Genomic DNA, 16,917 nt, shown 5'->3' with positions numbered 1-16,917 from the left:
CATCGGCCTTGTTTGATCGAATACCGCTGTACGGTATTTGGGAAATACAGCTTGGCGCCTGAACGAGTACCTGGGGTGATGCCAACCACCGATGCCAGTCGAGAGCCCCCGGCCCACCGCCATTCGCCATTCGCCAGCAAATCGGCAGTGCGCACGATCCCGCTCCAAACGGTGTTTTCTTCAAAGTCGTACGGCGGCGGTTGATCGAACGTGGCCGATGCCAGAGCGTGAAGCTTTTGGTGAAAGAGCGTCCCGAACCTCGTGCGATGGCTTTCCGGGTGCGGCCATCAATGCCACCGTGAGGACGAGAGGGGAGCGAAGCGGATCGAAGTCCCGACCATCGCTCATGCGATTCCCCGCTCCCAAGGCAACTTTCTTTGGTTACTTTCTTTTTTGCCAGAAAAGAAAGTGACTGCACCGCGCATAAGCGGCTCACCCCTACGGAGTAATAGAAGAAATAAACAGAGCAAAACGAAGTAGCGAATCCAGATAACCAAAAAACAAGCCGCCATAAAAAACAGCCCAGCCTCGATTACCAAAACACCTCCCAAAAAAAGGATCAAGACCGAAAAGAAGGATCGATCCGATCCAGCAACCGCATCAGCGCAGGCCAGTCGTGTTCCGCTCCCGGATCAGGTTCGGCAAACTGCCGGGCCACCTTGGCCGCCAGTTCATCGGCGCATTCGATCAGCTCTCCGCCCCCGGCCTGCGCCGCAATCTGCGCCTGGCATGCGCGCTCCAGGTAATGCATGGCATCGAACGCCTCGCGGACCGTTTCACCAGCCGTGAGCAAGCCATGGTTGCGCAGGATCATCGCGCGGTGCGGCCCCAGGTCGCGCACCAGCCGCGGCTGTTCGTCCAGCTCAAGGGCGACGCCTTCGTAGTCGTGGTACGCCAGCGCACCGAAGAAACGCATCGAATGCTGCGACAGCTTCAGCAGCCCGCGTTTCTGCGCCGACACACCGATGCCGGCTGCCGTGTGCGTGTGCATCACACAGGCCAGCCGATGGCTGGCCCGGTGGATGCAGCTGTGGATCACAAAACCGGCAGGATTGACGCCGATGCCGGTCGCGTCCTGCAGCACCTTGCCGTCGCCGTCGATCCGCACCAGGCTCGAGGCGGTGATCTCGTCGAACATCAGGCCGTAGGGGTTGATGAGGAACTCGTCGTCCTTGCCCGGAACCTTGGCCGACACATGCGTGTGGATCAGGTCGGTCATGCGGAAATGCGCCATCAGCCGGTAGCAGGCGGCCAGGTCGACACGCTGCTGCCATTCGGCCGGGCTCACTTGCGCCTGGACTTCCGGAAATATGTAGGGGTTTTTCATCGCTGGAGTTCTGGGTCAGTAGCCGACGGCCTGGCCGTCCCGGCGTGGATCGGATGCGGCCACATAACCGTCGGTGCTCGCCTGGATCAGCTGGGCCGAACCGAAGTCAAGGCTGTCGCGACCGGCGACCGCCACCGCGTGGCCCATGCCCTTCAGTGCCTCGGCGACGGCCGGATCGGCATGGGCTTCCAGCGAAACCTGGGCGCCTTCGACACGCCAGCGCGGAGCGTCGCACATGGCCTGCGGGTTCTGCTTGAAGTCGGCCAGCCGGCTCATCATCTGCACATGGCCCTGGGCCTGCATCGATCCACCCATCACGCCGAAGGCCATCACCGCCTGGTCGTCGCGGGTGACGAACCCCGGAATGATGCTGTGCAGCGGCTTCTTGCCCGGCGCCACCTGGTTGGCGTGGCCGGGTTTCAGGCTGAAACCCTCGCCGCGGTTGTGCAGCGAGATGCCGGTGCCCGGCACCACCACACCCGAGCCGAAGCCGCGGTAGTTGGACTGGATGAAGGACACCATCATCCCGGCGTCGTCGGCTGCCGCCAGGTACACCGTGCCGCCGGTCTTGGGCGCGCCGGCCGACGGCACCGAGGCACGGCCCGGGACGATCAGCTTCGAACGTTCGGCCAGGTAGGCGTTTTCCAGCAGGGCTTGCGGCGACACCTGCATGCAGCGCGGGTCGCCGACATGGGCATGCAGGTCGGCAAAGGCCAGTTTCATCGCCTCGATCTGCAGGTGATAGGCCTGAGCGCTGTCGAGCGCGCCCAGGTCGTGATGCTCCAGCAGGCCCAGCGCGATCAGCGCCGCGATGCCCTGGCCGCTTGGAGGGATCTCGTGCAGCGTGTAGCCGCGGTAGTCACGGCTCAGCGGTGTCACCCATTCGGGGCGGTGGGCCGCCATGTCGGCCAGCGTCATCGAGCCACCCGTCTTGCGGGCGTGGGCCACGATGGCTTCGGCGATGGCGCCCGTATAAAAGGCGTCGCCACCGGTTTCGGCGATCAGCTTCAGGCTGCGGGCCTGGTCGGCAAAACGCCAGGTATCGCCCATGGACGGCGCGCGGCCTTGCGGCGCGAAGGCCTCGGCAAAACCGGGCTGGTCCTTCAGCACCGGCACCTGGCCGGCCCACTGGCGCGAGATCTGCGGGGTGACCTTGAAGCCCCGTTCGGCGTATTCGACGGCAGGTTCGAACAGGCTTTCGAAAGGCAGGCGGCCGAAACGCTCGGACAGCACCTTCCAGCCGGCCACCTGGCCCGGCACGGTGACGGTGTCCCAGCCGACCTTGGGCATTTCGGTGCGGCCGGCAAAGTGCTCAGGTGTCCAGGCTGCCGGCGCGTCACCGGTCGAATTGAGGCCGTGCAGCTGCCGGCCGTCCCACACCAGCGCGAACATGTCGCCGCCGATGCCGTTCATCACCGGTTCGACCACGGTCAGCGTGATGGCGGCGGCCAGCGCCGCGTCGACGGCGTTGCCGCCCTTCAGCAGCATCCGGACGCCTGCCTGGGCGGCGAGCGGCTGGCTGGCGGCAACGGCGTTGCGGGCCATCACCGGCATGCGCTGCAAGGCATAGGGAAACTGTTCTTGATAGGAAATCATGGGATCCGGGGAAAGGTTGCGGCAGTTGAATTTTAATTATTGAATACGTGGATCCAATTTGACAAGCCATCGGCGGGAGACGCACGCGCGCCGGCCATGACACCCGATACGATTGCCGCAGACCAACCGAGCATCCGCACCCATGACCTCCAGGCTTCCATTCCAGTCCTTGGATTCCCCCGCCGTCTCCGCCGAGGAAGAGGCCTATCAGCACCTGTTGCAGGGCATACGGCTCGGCACACTCAAGCCCGGCGAACGCCTGCTGACCGAAGACATCGCCCAGCGCATCGGCATGAGCCGCATGCCGGTACGCGAGGCGTTGCGGCGGCTGGGCGCCGAAGGGCTGGTCACCGTTCGTCCCAACCGCGGTGCGGTGGTGCGCGGCCTCAGCGCCAAGGAGGTGGAAGAGGTATTCGACATGCGGGCCGCGCTGGAGGGGCTGGCGGCCAGCCGTGCGGCACGGCACGCCACCGAAGCCGACGTCCGCGGGCTCGAACACCTGCTCGACCGCATGGCCGAGTGCGAAGCCGACATGGGCGAATGGGTCACGCTGCACCGGCAGTTCCATGAAACCATCTGCCGCATTTCGGATTCGCCGCGCCTTGCCAGCCAGATCTCGTCGCTGCATTCCATCGTTGAACCGCTGATGCGGGTGTGGCTCGAAAACGCGCTGCAGCCCGCCCGGGCGCGCACCTCGCACGCCGACATCCTGGCCGCCCTGCGGGCCCACGATTCGAAGGCGGCAGGCGACATCATGCGCAGGCATGTGAGCGGCACCACGGCCACCATCGTCGAGGCCATGGGCCGCGAGACGACGGCCTTGCCGACCGCGGACTGAGCGCCCGCGGTCGACCGTCGCTCAGAGCAGGCTGATGTTGGCGGTCTTCACCAGCTTCTCGGTCTTGGCGTGGTCCTGGCGAACCAGCTCGGCGAATTCACTCGCCGACATCGGCGTAACCTCGGCGCCGGTGGCCACCAGTTTTTCGACCAGCTGCGGGTCGCGCACGGTGCGGCCCAGCACACCGCGCAGTTTTTCCAGCGCGTCTTTCGGCGTGCCCCTGGGCGCAACCATGCCGTACCAGGGGTAGATCTCGTAGCCTGCATAACCTTGCTCGGCGATGGTGGGCAGTTGCGGCAGGATGGCCGAACGCCGGGTGGTGGTCACGCCCAGCGCCATCAGCTTGCCGCTTTTCACATGGGGCAGGCCGCTGACGATGGTGTCGAAATACAGCGAGACCTGGCCTCCGATCAATGCGGGCAGGGCTTCGGACGCACCCTTGAAAGGCACGTGCAGCATGTCTACGCCGGCCATCTGCTTGAACAGTTCGCCGGCCAGGTGCGAGGTGGTTCCGTTGCCGAAGGATGCGTAGGTCAGCTTGCCCGGGTTGGCCTTGGCGTAGGCGACCAGTTCGGGCACCGTGCGGGCCGGCACCGAAGGGTTGGCGAGCAGCAGCAGGGGCGTGATCCCGATCAGGCCGATCAGTTCGAACTGGTCGGGGTCGTAGGGCATCTTGGCGTAGAGATACTTGTTGGTGACCAGCGTGCTGTTGGTGCCGATCAGCAGGTTGTAGCCGTCGGCCGGGGCGCGCGCACCGGCGTCGGCGCCGATCATGCCGCCGGCGCCTGGCTTGTTGTCGATGACGAAGTTCTGGCCCAGTTCGCTGCCCATCTTTTCGCCGACTGCGCGGGCGATGGCGTCGGTGCCGCCGCCCGGGGGGAAGGGAACGATCAGGCGAATGGGTTTGGTGGGGTAGGGCGAGCCGCCTTGGGCATGCGCTGCACCCAGGCCAGCCCAGGGGGCGATGGCCAGGCCGAGGCCCACGCCGGCTGCTTGCTTCAGGAGGGTTCGCCGCATCTCTGTTCCTTCGATTCGCTGATTGGATCCATTAATCCAGCAACTCCTGTGCCAAGGGTTTGGCTGGATTGCGCCTCATTTTGGATCCATTCAGCCACTTTTCGGGGTGGGAGATGCCCTGCTTCGGTGTCTGCTTCGAAACGATTGCCCGTGTGGGAAACCTGGGTCAGGCGAACGCCGCAAAGCCTTGCCCAGCCATCTGGCCGCCGCCGCCGGCGCTGGCACGACCCGGCAGGTCATGGCGGGTCAGCAGGCCGAACACCACATCGTCATCCATCCGGAAGCGCTGCAGCAGCGCGTTGCCGCTTGCCAGTTTCATCAACTGGCCCGGCGACAGCATCGCCAGCAGATCGGCCGACGCATCGCTGATGCCCAGGGCGGCCAGGGCTTCCGATTTGTCGAAGGCGATCAGCTTCTGTGCCAGCAGCAAAAAGCCGTGGTTGGTTTCGCGGATCTCGGCCAGCATCTGTTCGGTGTTCATCTTCAGTCCTTTGGAAGGGGTCCGATTCAAACCATCTGCACGATTGCGACGCGGCCGATTCGGTGAAGTGAATTGTGAAGACGGGCCAATCAAAACTTAAGTCGGGGTGTGCCTGTCCGTCTTGTCTGGTTAAGAAAGCCTCGCTGTAGGAGTTTCCCTGACAGCAACGTCTTCCAGGTGCCTTCTGTAGGTCAACTACGACGCAATGAATACAAGCGTTCTATTGGTTACTTGCTGACCTAAAATCCCGCCCTTATGGGCTCGAAAGGCCCATTTGGAAATCCATTGAACGACTTGACAGGACACGCGATGAAGAGCGAAAACCAGGCCGTCCACGCCGTGCTCGGTGCTGACGAAAACACCATCCTCGACTTGTGGCTGACCGCTGCCGGCGCCACCGAGGCCGGTGGCCGCCGCGCCATGCAGGTCGAAGCTGCCGAGTTGCTCAAGCTACTCAAGGCGGCCATCTCGGCAGGCGCCGAACCCGGCCGTGTCGATTCCTCCGAATGGGCTCCCTTGCGGCAGGCGCTGGAAGGCCTTTCGCGCTCACGTGCAGCCCGCGGCCAGAACGCCGGCGAAACCAGCAGCTTCGTGCTGGCACTCAAGAAGCCGCTGTTCGAACTGCTTCAGGCCACACATGCCACCGACCCGGCCGCGTTGTCGAGCGCGCTCTGGACGGTCACCTCGCTGGTCGACAAACTGGCCCAGCACACCGTCACCACCTTTCAGCGCACCCGCGAAGAAATCATCCTGCGCCAGCAGGAAGAACTGCTCGAACTCTCCACGCCCGTCATCAAGCTGTGGGACGGCGTGCTCGCCGTGCCCATGATCGGCACGCTGGACAGCAACCGCACCCAGATCGTCATGGAGACGTTGCTGCAGAAGATCGTCGAGACCGAATCGGGCCTCGCCATCATCGACATCACCGGCGTGCCGACCGTCGATACGCTGGTCGCCCAGCACCTGCTGAAGACCGTGGCGGCCATCCGGCTGATGGGCGCCGACTGCATCATCAGCGGCATCCGGCCGCAGATCGCGCAGACCATCGTGCACCTGGGCATCGACCTGCAGGGCATCAACACCAAGGCCACCCTGGCCGATGCCCTGGCGCTGGCCCTGCAGAAAACCGGCTGGCGCTTCACGCGTACGGCTGTATAAGGCGCTAACCCATGGACCGCATTCCCATTCTTCGCATGGGTGAAACCCTGCTGGTGACCATCCAGGTCGACATGCAGGACCAGACCGCCGTCGGCCTGCAGGACGACCTGGCCGAGAAGATCGCCAAGACCGGTGCCACCGGCGTGATGATCGACATCTCGGCGCTCGAGATCGTCGACTCCTTCGTCGGCCGAATGCTGACCAGCATCTCGGGCATCGCCCGCATCCTGTCGGCCACCACGGTGGTGGTCGGCATGCAGCCGGCCGTCGCCATCACGCTGGTCGAACTCGGGCTTTCGCTCGAAGGTGTGCGCACTGCTCTGAACGTCGAGCGAGGCATGGAATTGCTGCGCCGGGCACGTGAGGAGCAGGCGCTTGGCGGTTGAACCTACGGGCCTGCTGCCCCTCACCAACGAACAGCAGATCGTCGCCTGTCGCCAGACAGTGCGGTCCCTGTGCCAGGAGATCAAGCTGTCGCTGGTCGACCAGACCAAGATGATCACGGCCGCCAGCGAACTGTCGCGCAACACGCTCATACACGGGGGAGGCGGCCACATGCGCTGGCAGTTGCTCGAATTGAACGGCAAACGCGGATTGCAACTGCATTTCGAGGATCAGGGACCCGGCATTCCGGACATGAAACTGGCCATGACCGACGGCTGGACCAGCGGCGGCGGAATGGGACTCGGCCTGCCGGGCAGCAAACGCCTGGTGAATGATTTCGAAGTGCAGTCGCAGCCCGGCCAGGGCACCCGCGTCAGCATCACCAAGTGGAAATAACGCTGGGCTGGGCGCACACCGCGTTCCCGATAGAAGACGCCAGCCGCGTGGGCGAGGCCCGGCGTTTCGCCGTGTTGCTGACCCAGGAACTGGCGGGCTGGACCGAAGTCGAGATCGGGCGGCTCGCCCTGGTCGTCACCGAACTGGGCACCAACCTGCACCGGCATGCCCGGCGCGGCCGCCTGCTGATAGCGGTTCGCCCGGCCTTCAACGATATAGAGGTGTTATCCATCGACGAGGGCCCGGGCATCGCCGACGTTGCCGCTTCGATGCGCGACGGTTATTCGACCGGCGGCGGCAGCCCGGGCACCGGCCTGGGCGCCATCCGCCGACTGGCCAGTGACTTCGACCTGTATTCCACCCTCGGCGGAGACGGCGAGGCCGGCGGCACGGTGTGCGTGGCACGCGTGGGTGCCGGCAAGGCGACGGTGCCCGCGCACGGCAGCATCCAGGTGGGCGCGGTCGCTCTCTGCGCGCCCGGCGAAACCGTCAACGGCGACGGCTGGGCCTTCGCCGCCGATGGGGTGGAGGCATCCCTGATGCTGGCCGACGGACTGGGCCACGGACCCGAGGCGGCCAAGGCGTCTTCCACCGCGGCCGAGTTGTTCATGCAGCAGCCATTCGCGGATTCCGCCGCCTTTCTGGCCGATGCGCACGCAGCGCTGCAAACCACCCGCGGCGCGGCTGTCTGCTGCCTGCGGCTGGACGCTGCCAAGGTGCGCTGCAGCGGCGCCGGCAACGTCGTCACGCGTATCGTCTCGGGTGTCTTCGACCGCAGCATGGTCACCCAGCACGGCACCGTCGGCATGCAGATGCGGCGCGCGCAAGAGGCCGTGATGGACCTGCCCGAACACGCACTTGCCATCGTGCACAGCGACGGCATCGCAACCCGCTGGGATTCGACCCAGCTGCATCCGCTGATCGACCGCGACCCGGTGCTGGTCGCCGCATTGCTGCTGCGCGACCATTGCCGCGGGCGTGACGACGCCACGGTGGTCGTGCTGCGCCGCGTCCCCTGAACCCGACCATGCCGAACACCGCGAGCAGGACTTCGCCATGACCACAGAAAACGTCTCCGCCGAAACGCTGGCGCTTGAACTCGAGAACGCCCTGGCCGAATCCGCCTCACTGCGCGCCGAACTCGATGAGACCAACCGGGGTGTCGTCGCCCTTTATGCCGAACTCGACGCGCAGGCCGAAGACCTGCGCAAGGCAACCGAACTCAAGAGCCGTTTCCTGGCCTACATGAGCCATGAATTCCGCACGCCGATCAACTCGATCCGAGCCATCGCGCGCCTGATGGCCGACAAGATCGACGGCCCGCTCACGGCCGAGCAGGAAACGCAGGTCGGTTTCATCCACAAGTCGGCGACCGAATTCGCCGAGATGGTCGACGACCTGCTGGACCTCGCCAAGATCGAGGCCGGCCGGGTGGAAATATCCCCCGCATGGTTCGAGATGGTCGACCTGTTCCAGGCCTTGCGCGGCATCTTCAAGCCGGTGCTGACCAATCCCGATGTGACGCTGATCTTCGAGGAACCCGGCGGCCTGCCCAGTCTCTACACCGACGACCACAAGCTGTCGCAGATCCTGCGCAACTTCATCTCCAACGCGCTCAAGTTCACCCAGCGGGGCGAAGTGCGGGTGTCGGTGGTGCGTGCCGGGCCGGAATCGGTGCGCTTCTCGGTGGCCGACACCGGCATCGGCATCGCCCCCGAATTCCATGCGGCGGTCTTCGAAGACTATTCCCAGGTCAACACACCCCTGCAGAAGCGCCTGCGCGGCACCGGCCTCGGCCTGGCGCTCAGCCGCAAGCTCGCCGTCCTGCTGGGCGGCGACGTCAGCCTCGAAAGCGCCCTCGGCGAGGGTTCGGTGTTTTCCGTCACCTTGCCGCTGCCCGTCGAACCGCGCCAGCAGAACCAGTTGCAACTCCAGCAGCAAAAGGCCTGAACAACGTGCCCGTCGAAAGCTACTTCATCAACACCACGATCGATCGTGGCCGGCATACCGTGCTGGTGGTCGAAGACGACCCCGCCTTGCGTTATGCCAACGCGCGCACCATCCGTGCCGGTGGTTTCAACACCCTCGAAGCCTCGACCGGCGAGGAGGCCTTGCAGGTGCTGCGGCACCAGCAGATATCGGCCGTGGTGCTCGACGTGCATTTGCCCGACATGAACGGCTTCGAAGTCTGCCGAGCCCTGCGCAGCGACCACCGCACCATGCTGCTGCCGGTCATCCACCTGTCCGGCGCCTACACCCAGGACGAAGACAAGGTGCTGGGCCTCGATTCCGGCGCCGACGCCTACCTGGTGCATCCCGCCGAGCCGGCGGTGCTGCTGGCCACCTTGCAGGCACTCATCCGCGCACGCATGGCCGAAGAGCGGGTGCGCCGCGCCGACGTTCGTTTCAGCGCCATCTACAGCCACGCCCTCAGCGGAATCGCGCTGGTGCAGGCCGACGGTGTGCTGACCGACGTCAACCCCGCCATGGTCGCCATGCTCGGCCGGCCCATCGAAGAACTGCTGGGCCGTTCCATCAGCGATTTCGCGCCGCCGGGCTGGGTCGATTTCGTGCGCGAGAAAACCATCAGCGCGTTCGAGGACGGCAGGCCGTGGCAGGGCGAATTCCCGCTGATGCGGCCTGACGGCAGCCAGGTGCATCTGGAGTGGAGCATTTCGTCGCACGTCGAACCGGGCCTGCGTGTGGCCATCGCGGTCGACATTTCCGAACGCATCGAACTCGACCTGCGCCGCCAGGAAGTGCTGGAACGCGAGCAGGCCGCACGTGCCGTGGCCGAACGCCACAGCCGCACCAAGGACGACTTCGTCGCGGTGCTTTCGCATGAATTGCGCACGCCGCTCAACTCGATCGCCGGCTGGGTCCACATCCTCAACCGACGCGGCGGCTCGCCGGAGCTGATGAAGGGGCTGGAAGCCATCGACCGCAACGTCAAGGCGCAGGCCCGCATCATCTCCGACATCCTCGACGTCTCGCGCATCAACAGCGGCAAGCTGCGGCTGGACCGTGAAAACGTCGACCCGGCCGAGGTCGTCGCCGCGTCGGTCGAAGCGCTTCGCGAGGCCATCGACAGCAAGCAACTGGTCGTCGAACTGCAGGTTGGCGACGACGCCCACGCCACCGCCTGGCTCGACCCTACCCGGTTCCAGCAGATCGTCTGGAACCTGATGACCAACGCCATCAAGTTCTCGCACCCCGGCGGCCACATCCGGGTCGCGCTGGCCCGCAGTGGCGACCAGCTGGAACTGCAGGTGCAGGACCACGGAAGAGGGATCAACCCCGACTTCCTTGCGCATCTGTTCGACCGTTTCAGCCAGAGCGACTCGCCCGACAACCGTTTCCACGGCGGCCTGGGCCTGGGGCTTTCCATCGTCCGGCACCTGGCCGAACTGCACGGCGGGGACGCCGGCGCCGAAAGCGCCGGGCTGGAGCAGGGCAGCACCATGCGGGTGTGGCTTGCGGTCGGCCGGCCGGCCGAAGCGCGCACCGAGCCTGAACAACGCCAGCCCGCCGGTTCGGCGGCGTCCGGCACCACGCCGGACCATTCCATCGACCGGGTGCTGGAAGGGCTGGATGTGCTGATCGTCGAAGACAACGCCGACGCCAGCGAAATGCTGACCGTGGTGCTGTCAGACGCCGGTGCCAACGTGCGCCTGGCGCCGCATTACGACGCAGCCATGGCGGCCGTCAACGCACATCGGCCGCATGTTCTGATCAGCGACATCGGCCTGCCGGGCCGGGATGGCTACGACCTCGTCCGTGCCGTGCGGGCGATGGACGGATCCGCCGCCGGGCCAGCCCTGGTGGCGGTTGCCTTCACCGCATTTTCGAGGCCCGAGGACAAGGCCCGGGCGATCGAGGCGGGCTTCGACGCCCATCTGGGCAAACCGCTCCAGCCGCATGTGCTGATGTCGGTGGTGGCGCAGTTGCTGGCGGGGCGTTGAGGCGGCCGGCCTAACGCCCGTTACCTGCCAGACGGGTCCGGGATCAGGCTTCCAGGTATTCGATCGGGGGGACAGCGTGCCGGGTCATTGAATCCAGCTTCAAGTCGAATCCCTTAACGACCCGCAATGTGTTCCCTGGCCGTCATCTGCAATTCATAACTGAAGAAATGGTTCCGGCCACGGGCTTTGGCGGCGTAGAGCGCTTCATCCGCACGGGTAATCATGCCGAGCACCGTGGTCGAACCATCGGGCACGCAGGTGGTAATGCCGGCCGACAAGGTGACGCAGTCCGAAACCGCCGATGCCGGATGCCGCAAGCGCTGCGAAGCCAATACCTCCGCCAGCGCACGCGCAAACACCATGGCGCCGGATCGCGGTGTGTTGGGCATGATCAAGGCGAACTCCTCGCCGCCGATACGGCAGGCGTAATCGGTGGGCCGCCTGCAAACACTCGAAAGAACCGCGGCCACTTTCTTCAGGCATTCATCGCCTTCCGGGTGGCCCAGGCTGTCGTTGTATTGTTTGAAATAATCGATGTCGCAAATCATCAGCGTCAAGGGAATTCCCTCGCGATTTGCATTCGCTATCTGTTCGTAGAGCAGACGGTCGAAACCCCGGCGGTTGATGAGTCCTGTCAAGCCGTCTCGTTCGACCAGCGAGTTCAGCATCAGGTTCGCCCTGTAGAGGTCTTCGGTGACCGAAGTCAGTCGCCGTTGCATGCTCAGAAGGCGTTGCATGGCCCTTATCTTGGCGGCCAGAACCGTGGTCCGCACCGGCTTGATCAGATAATCGTCGCCGCCGACACGAATGCCTTCCCACAGGTCTTCGTCACGATCCAGCGCGGTCAGGAAAATGATCGGTGTCCAGTTTCCGCTTTCGGCGTTGCGTATCTGTTCGGCAATCCAATACCCGTTGTTTCCGGGCATCTGTATGTCGAGTAATACCAGGTCGGGCTTATGCAGGCAGAACTGGCTGACAGCCTCTTCGGCAGTGGAAGCGCTCAGGAGTTCTGTGACACCGATGTGCCTTAATTCCTGAAGGAGATATTGGAGAACCGACTCCTGGTCGTCCACCACTAATATTTTCAGTTCGGAATTGTGCAGGGTGGTCATGGGTTCAAATGGCTGGTCGACCCAGGCGGTGGGCGCGAGCGACCATACCGTACCTGAGCGCTCCCAAGCCTGACTCAGCCTCCGGACTGGGGAATCTGCAACAGTCTGCCGAGAAATTCCTGGCAGATCGCCGCCTCCGGGGCCTTCCGCTCAACAGTCCAGCGGCTTGGCCATGATGCAGTTCGACGCCGGAAAGCTCACCGGCATCAGCGTGGTGACCGGAACGGCAACGCCGTTTTCCCGATAAGGAACAAACACGGCGCCGACCAGCGAGCGGGCAGCCGCGGCGTCGATGGACGCATTGCCGCTGGTCCTGTCGATGCGGATGTCCTGGACCTTGCCCTCGGCGTCGATCCTCAGGTGCAGCCAGGTGGTGCCGCCGGGATAGGACTTCTGGAAGTCTCGTGAAGGCAACACCGCACGGACCCGGCTGACAGGGCGAAGCTGGTCTGCGGCGACCTGCCTGACCGGCGGCGCATCGGCAGAAGGCGGTGTGCTGCATGCGGACACCGCCAGGGCGGCCAGCACCAGACAGGAAACCGGTCCGATGCCGCGGAAACGACGGATACACCGTTGATTATTCGAAAACATGCAAGTCTGGAAACAAGGGGCAGTCGGTTGACGGGCCGTGGGGCGACTGTCCGGATTCTTGCGCCGGAGCGGTGCGCATTATTACCGGTGTACCGACAGCAACAAACCGCCCGCGCCGACAAAAAATCCGCCCGTCACCCGATTCATGTTTCTCGCACCGCGCCGGCTGGTAATCAGCCTGCGCAATTGCTGGCCGCCCAGGCCATACACCAGCGAGGAAACGAACTCGGCCGCCAGGTAGATGCTGCCCAACACGAGAAATTGATGCGCGGCAGCCTGGTGCGGATCGATGAACTGCGGGAACACGGCGGCAAAAAGCAATACCGCCTTGGGGTTGCTGATCGCGACCAGGAACTCCTGCAGGATCAGGCTCCGTAACGGGCGGACGGCATTCGCGTGGAATAACGGGTCGCCCGGCGCCATGTCATGACCGGCGCTTCGCCAGGCACGGATGCCGAGCCAGAAAAGATAGGCAGCGCCGACCCATTTCATGACGGTGAATGCCTTTTCCGACGCCAGCAACATCGCGCCCAGACCCAGTGCCGAAATCGTCAGGAAGATGGCGAATGCGGTAACCCGGCCGAAGGTTGCCAGCACCGCCATCGCAACTCCCTGGCGAATGCCGTTGTTCAGCGCGCAGATATTGTTCGGGCCCGGAGTCAATGCCAGAAGAATGGCGACGGGTATAAAAAGCAGGGGATCCATCGACGCTCCATCGATCCGTTGATTCATGCGCCATTCGCAAGTGCAGAATATTAGACCGATCCACACCGGGGACCACCCATGATCACCACCCTTGCGCAACTGCGCGCCCTCTATGCAGCTCCGGGCGAACGTGCAGTGCGCAAACAACTCGGCCGCCTCGACATCCACGGCCGCCGGTTCGTGCGGCTTTCGCCTTTCTGTGTGATTGCCAGCGCAGGCGCAAACGGCGCATTGCTGGATGTCTCGCCCCGCGGCGGGATGGCGGGTTTCGTCAAGGCCAGCGATGACGGCGCCCACCTGCTGCTGCCCGATTCCGGTGGCAACAACCGCCTGGACACGATGGAAAACCTGTTGGTCGATCCGCGCATCTCGCTGATCTTCATGGTGCCCGGCGTGGACGAGACGCTGCGTGTCAACGGAACGGCACAGTTGCGCGACGAAGCGTCCTTCACCGAACTTTTTGTTTCCGAACGCCAGAAACCCAAGCTGGTGATCGAGGTCGCGGTGGCCGAAGCCTATCTGCACTGCGCCAAGGCTTTCATGCGGTCGCAGCTGTGGTCGCCCGAAGCGCGCGCATCGCGTGATGTGCTGCCCAGCATGAACCAGATGGTCCACGACCAGCTGGGCGAGGCTGCGCCGACCGAAACCCAGGCCCAGATGACCGAGCGTTTTCGGCAGCAGCTCGCGGCGGAGCAGAGCCGGGCGGGCTGATTTCAGGGCGACGCGGCGTCCGCCGTCGTCCAGCCGCCGCCCATCGCCTGGTACAGCGATACGGCTGCGTCGAGCAGGTCGGCGCGGGTTTGCAGCAGCGAAAGCTCGGCACCCAGCAACCCGCGCTGGGCATCCAGCTGTTCGAGATAGGTGGCATAACCCGCGCGATAACGGCTGGTCGCCAATCGCAGGGTGTCGGCCAGCAGGTCGCGCTGGCGCTGCAGGCTGGCGCCCTGTTCGGCCAGGCGGGCAACGCCGGCCAGGGCGTCTTCCACTTCACGGAAAGCGACCAGCGCGGTGCGGCGATAGGCAAATGCGGCCTGGTCGCGCCGTGCCACCGCCGCATCGGCTTGCGCCTGCAGCCTGCCACCGGAAAAGATCGGCGCCAGCACACTGCCGCCCAGCGTCCAAAGCGTGGTCGGGTCCGACAGGGAATTGACCAGCAGGAGGCCGGCGCTGCCGGTCAGCCGGATGGTCGGCAAAAACTGTTTGCGGGCGGCCGACAGGCTGGCGTCGGCACCCGCCAGCGTGTATTCGGCCTGGGCGATGTCGGGCCGCCTGCGCAGCACTTCGGAAGGCAGGCCGGCGGGCACTGGCGGCAACTGCATCGCCAGCAGCGTGGCACCGCGTGGAACATCGCCCGGCTCCTCGCCCAGCAGCAGGCGCAGCGCGTTTTCCTGGCGGTTGATGGCCAGTTGCAGCTGCGGCACCAGCTGCAGCGCGCTTTCGTATTCGACCTGGGCCTGGCGCAACTCCAGGCGTGACGTGTAGCCGACCTCGGCACGCGAACGGGCGAAACGCAGGGACTGGTCGCGTGCCGCCAGGGTCTGCCGGGCGACTTCCAGCCGCGCGTCCAGGCCGCGCAGGGTGATGTATGCGGTGGCGGTCGATGCCGCCACGCCGATGGCCGCTGCATCACGCGCCGTGGCACTGGCCATGAAAGCCGACCGGGAAGCTTCGCTCAGGTCGGCGAGACGGCCGAACAGGTCGACCTCATAGGCCGCCTGGAACTGCGGCTGGGCCGTGGTGTTTTCCACCGGCTGGCCGGTGGCGGCGCTGAGGCTGCGGGTGCGGCTGGCGGTCGCGCCCAGGTCCAGCGTGGGTGCGAGTTGCGCACGTGCCGATGCGGCCTGCGCACGTGCCTCGGCCAGGCGGGCGACGGCAGCGGCGACATCGGTGTTGTGGGCCAGCGCCTGGTCGACCAGCAGCGCCAGCGTGTCGTCTCCGAAGGCGCGCCACCACTGCGCGCCGGGCGGCGGGGCGCCGGCATCCGCCACGGTCCGCCACGCCACGGGGGCCTCGACGGATGCAGACGGCGGCAAGGGCGGGGAGGGCGGGGCCGCACAGGCGCCCAGCAGCAGGCCGGCAACGGCGCAGGCCAGGAGAAAGCCGCGCATCAGCGAGTCCCTGCGGCGCGGGTGTCCACCCGCGTCTCGACCGACATGCCGGGCCGCAGCCGTTCGGCCTGGGGCTGGTCGGGTTCGATGGCGATACGCACCGAAATACGCTGCGCCACTTTCACGAAATTGCCGGTCGCGTTGTCCGGTTTGATCACCGAGAACTCCGAACCCGCGGCCGGCGAAAGCTGCTCGACACGCCCCTTCAGCAGATGGTCGCCCAACGCATCGACCCGGAAACTCACCGGCTGCCCCGGCGCCATGCCGGCCGTCTGTGCCTCCTTGTAGTTGGCGATGATCCACATGCGGTCGGGCACCAGGAACATCAGCTGCGTGCCGGCGGTGACGTACTGGCCGGCCCGCACGCCGACATCGCTCAGCCGGCCGTCGCGCGGTGCCTTGACGACGGTGTTGGACAGGTCGATCTCGGCCAGTCGCAGGGCCGCGCGTGCGCCTTCCACCGCCGCCTCGAGCCCGGCCCGGTTGACGGTGACGGACCGCACGTCCTGCCGGGCGATCTCGGCCGCGGCGCGGGCCTGCTCGACGGCGGCCTGGGCCTGCAGCTGGGCGGCGCGGGTCTGGTCGCGTTCACGCAGCGAGACCGAGCCTTCTTCCACCAGTGCATCGACCCGTTCCATGTCGGCCCTGGCGCGGGCCAGTTGTGCCTGCGCGTTGGCGACGGCCGCCAGTTGCGACGCCACGGTGGCCTCGCGCGAAAGTTTCGCCTGCGCCGAATTCGCCAGGCTGGCGACCTGGCCGTCGAGCGTGGCGCGCGCCTGTTCGACGCGCTGTCGGTAGATGCGGTCGTCGATGCGCGCCAGCACGTCGCCGGCCTTCACCCGCTGGTAGTCCTGTACCGGAACCTCGGCCACATAGCCGCTGGTCTGCGGGCTGACCACCGTGGTCTGGCCGCGCACATAGGCGTTGTCGGTACTTTCGATGTCGCTGGTGAAGGGCGGCAACTGCCAGGCATAGAGCACCACCAATATGCCGATGACGGCCACCGCCAGGGTGGCAATGGTGCCGCTGCGCCCATTGCGCGGCGGTGCCCAGCCGGTCGGTGCCGGAGGTGCCGCGGGTGATGGCGTTGCGGCGGCGGTGGGTGCGGGAGCGGGCGCATCGTCGGCCGGTTCTTCCGCCTGGGCGGCCCGGTCCGTCTCGCTCTCGACCGGGTCTTCGAGGCGTTTGGCAGACGGCGGCTGCGATGTTGCGGGAGCGGTCGGTTCGGGCATGGTGATTGAT

At 65.5% G+C, this 16,917-nt stretch carries 17 protein-coding genes; 8 read left to right on the top strand and 9 right to left on the bottom strand.

What is annotated here, in order from left to right; translation table 11 throughout:
- Window positions 1-559: 559 nt before the first annotated feature.
- A complete protein-coding gene (locus tag AC3ANW_RS13320) occupies window positions 560-1,327 on the bottom strand; it encodes a class II aldolase/adducin family protein (protein WP_488341327.1) in 768 nt (255 codons plus the stop codon).
- 15 nt (window positions 1,328-1,342) lie between these two features.
- A complete protein-coding gene (ggt, locus tag AC3ANW_RS13315) occupies window positions 1,343-2,923 on the bottom strand; it encodes a gamma-glutamyltransferase (RefSeq protein WP_488341326.1) in 1,581 nt (526 codons plus the stop codon).
- Window positions 2,924-3,092: 169 nt separating this feature from the next.
- Here ggt and AC3ANW_RS13310 point away from each other — a divergent pair, with 169 nt between their 5' ends.
- Entirely contained in the window at window positions 3,093-3,761 is a 669-nt protein-coding gene (locus AC3ANW_RS13310; protein ID WP_488341325.1) for a GntR family transcriptional regulator, read from the top strand.
- A gap of 21 nt (window positions 3,762-3,782) precedes the next feature.
- Here the strand turns inward: AC3ANW_RS13310 and AC3ANW_RS13305 are convergent, their stop codons facing one another.
- Both AC3ANW_RS13305 and AC3ANW_RS13300 read right to left on the bottom strand, forming a co-directional pair.
- Window positions 3,783-4,778, bottom strand: a complete 996-nt coding sequence (locus AC3ANW_RS13305) for a Bug family tripartite tricarboxylate transporter substrate binding protein (protein ID WP_488341324.1) — start codon at window positions 4,776-4,778, stop codon at window positions 3,783-3,785.
- 166 nt (window positions 4,779-4,944) lie between these two features.
- Window positions 4,945-5,259 carry a flagellar transcriptional regulator FlhD gene (locus tag AC3ANW_RS13300; RefSeq protein ID WP_488341323.1) on the bottom strand — a complete coding sequence of 105 codons (315 nt, stop codon included), beginning with the start codon at window positions 5,257-5,259 and terminating at the stop codon, window positions 4,945-4,947.
- Between the two features lie 309 nt (window positions 5,260-5,568).
- On the opposite strand from AC3ANW_RS13300, the gene AC3ANW_RS13295 reads away from it, so the two are divergent.
- From AC3ANW_RS13295 to AC3ANW_RS13270, 6 genes are read left to right on the top strand one after another with little or no spacing between them, the layout of a single operon-like run.
- Window positions 5,569-6,417 (top strand): STAS domain-containing protein, encoded by an 849-nt coding sequence (locus AC3ANW_RS13295; RefSeq protein WP_488341322.1) that lies wholly within the window; start codon window positions 5,569-5,571, stop codon window positions 6,415-6,417.
- A gap of 11 nt (window positions 6,418-6,428) precedes the next feature.
- Window positions 6,429-6,803: an STAS domain-containing protein gene (locus AC3ANW_RS13290; RefSeq protein WP_488341321.1), complete on the top strand. Its 375-nt coding sequence runs from the start codon at window positions 6,429-6,431 to the stop codon at window positions 6,801-6,803.
- Window positions 6,793-7,197 (top strand): anti-sigma regulatory factor, encoded by a 405-nt coding sequence (locus AC3ANW_RS13285; protein ID WP_488341320.1) that lies wholly within the window; start codon window positions 6,793-6,795, stop codon window positions 7,195-7,197. Before AC3ANW_RS13290 ends, AC3ANW_RS13285 begins: the two co-directional genes overlap by 11 nt.
- Entirely contained in the window at window positions 7,188-8,216 is a 1,029-nt protein-coding gene (locus tag AC3ANW_RS13280) for an ATP-binding protein (protein ID WP_488341319.1), read from the top strand. Before AC3ANW_RS13285 ends, AC3ANW_RS13280 begins: the two co-directional genes overlap by 10 nt.
- Before the next feature lie 37 nt (window positions 8,217-8,253).
- The gene (locus AC3ANW_RS13275) at window positions 8,254-9,147 is read left to right on the top strand and encodes a sensor histidine kinase (RefSeq protein WP_488341318.1); all 894 of its coding nucleotides are present in this window, start codon (window positions 8,254-8,256) and stop codon (window positions 9,145-9,147) included.
- A 5-nt stretch (window positions 9,148-9,152) separates the two neighbouring features.
- The gene (locus tag AC3ANW_RS13270; protein WP_488341317.1) at window positions 9,153-11,159 is read left to right on the top strand and encodes a hybrid sensor histidine kinase/response regulator; all 2,007 of its coding nucleotides are present in this window, start codon (window positions 9,153-9,155) and stop codon (window positions 11,157-11,159) included.
- A 113-nt stretch (window positions 11,160-11,272) separates the two neighbouring features.
- On the opposite strand, the gene AC3ANW_RS13265 is transcribed toward AC3ANW_RS13270, so the two are convergent.
- From AC3ANW_RS13265 to AC3ANW_RS13255, 3 genes are all read right to left on the bottom strand, one after another.
- Window positions 11,273-12,271, bottom strand: coding sequence for a GGDEF domain-containing response regulator (locus AC3ANW_RS13265; RefSeq protein ID WP_488341316.1), 999 nt, complete (start codon window positions 12,269-12,271; stop codon window positions 11,273-11,275).
- A 150-nt stretch (window positions 12,272-12,421) separates the two neighbouring features.
- Window positions 12,422-12,862 (bottom strand): energy transducer TonB, encoded by a 441-nt coding sequence (locus tag AC3ANW_RS13260; RefSeq protein WP_488341315.1) that lies wholly within the window; start codon window positions 12,860-12,862, stop codon window positions 12,422-12,424.
- An 81-nt stretch (window positions 12,863-12,943) separates the two neighbouring features.
- Complete coding sequence (locus tag AC3ANW_RS13255) at window positions 12,944-13,567, bottom strand: LysE family translocator (RefSeq protein WP_488345423.1); 624 nt, start codon at window positions 13,565-13,567, stop codon at window positions 12,944-12,946.
- A 78-nt stretch (window positions 13,568-13,645) separates the two neighbouring features.
- Between AC3ANW_RS13255 and AC3ANW_RS13250 the strand changes: the two genes are divergently transcribed.
- Window positions 13,646-14,278 carry an MSMEG_1061 family FMN-dependent PPOX-type flavoprotein gene (locus AC3ANW_RS13250; RefSeq protein ID WP_488341314.1) on the top strand — a complete coding sequence of 211 codons (633 nt, stop codon included), beginning with the start codon at window positions 13,646-13,648 and terminating at the stop codon, window positions 14,276-14,278.
- A gap of 2 nt (window positions 14,279-14,280) precedes the next feature.
- Here AC3ANW_RS13250 and AC3ANW_RS13245 read toward each other — a convergent pair whose 3' ends face one another.
- Entirely contained in the window at window positions 14,281-15,675 is a 1,395-nt protein-coding gene (locus AC3ANW_RS13245) for an efflux transporter outer membrane subunit (protein WP_488341313.1), read from the bottom strand.
- Window positions 15,675-16,907 (bottom strand): HlyD family secretion protein, encoded by a 1,233-nt coding sequence (locus AC3ANW_RS13240; RefSeq protein WP_488341312.1) that lies wholly within the window; start codon window positions 16,905-16,907, stop codon window positions 15,675-15,677. Before AC3ANW_RS13240 ends, AC3ANW_RS13245 begins: the two co-directional genes overlap by 1 nt.
- Between the last annotated feature and the right edge of the window lie 10 nt (window positions 16,908-16,917).

This window comes from Xylophilus sp. PBN-3R (assembly GCF_057747805.1).
This window is presented reverse-complemented; position numbering and strand designations above follow the sequence as displayed.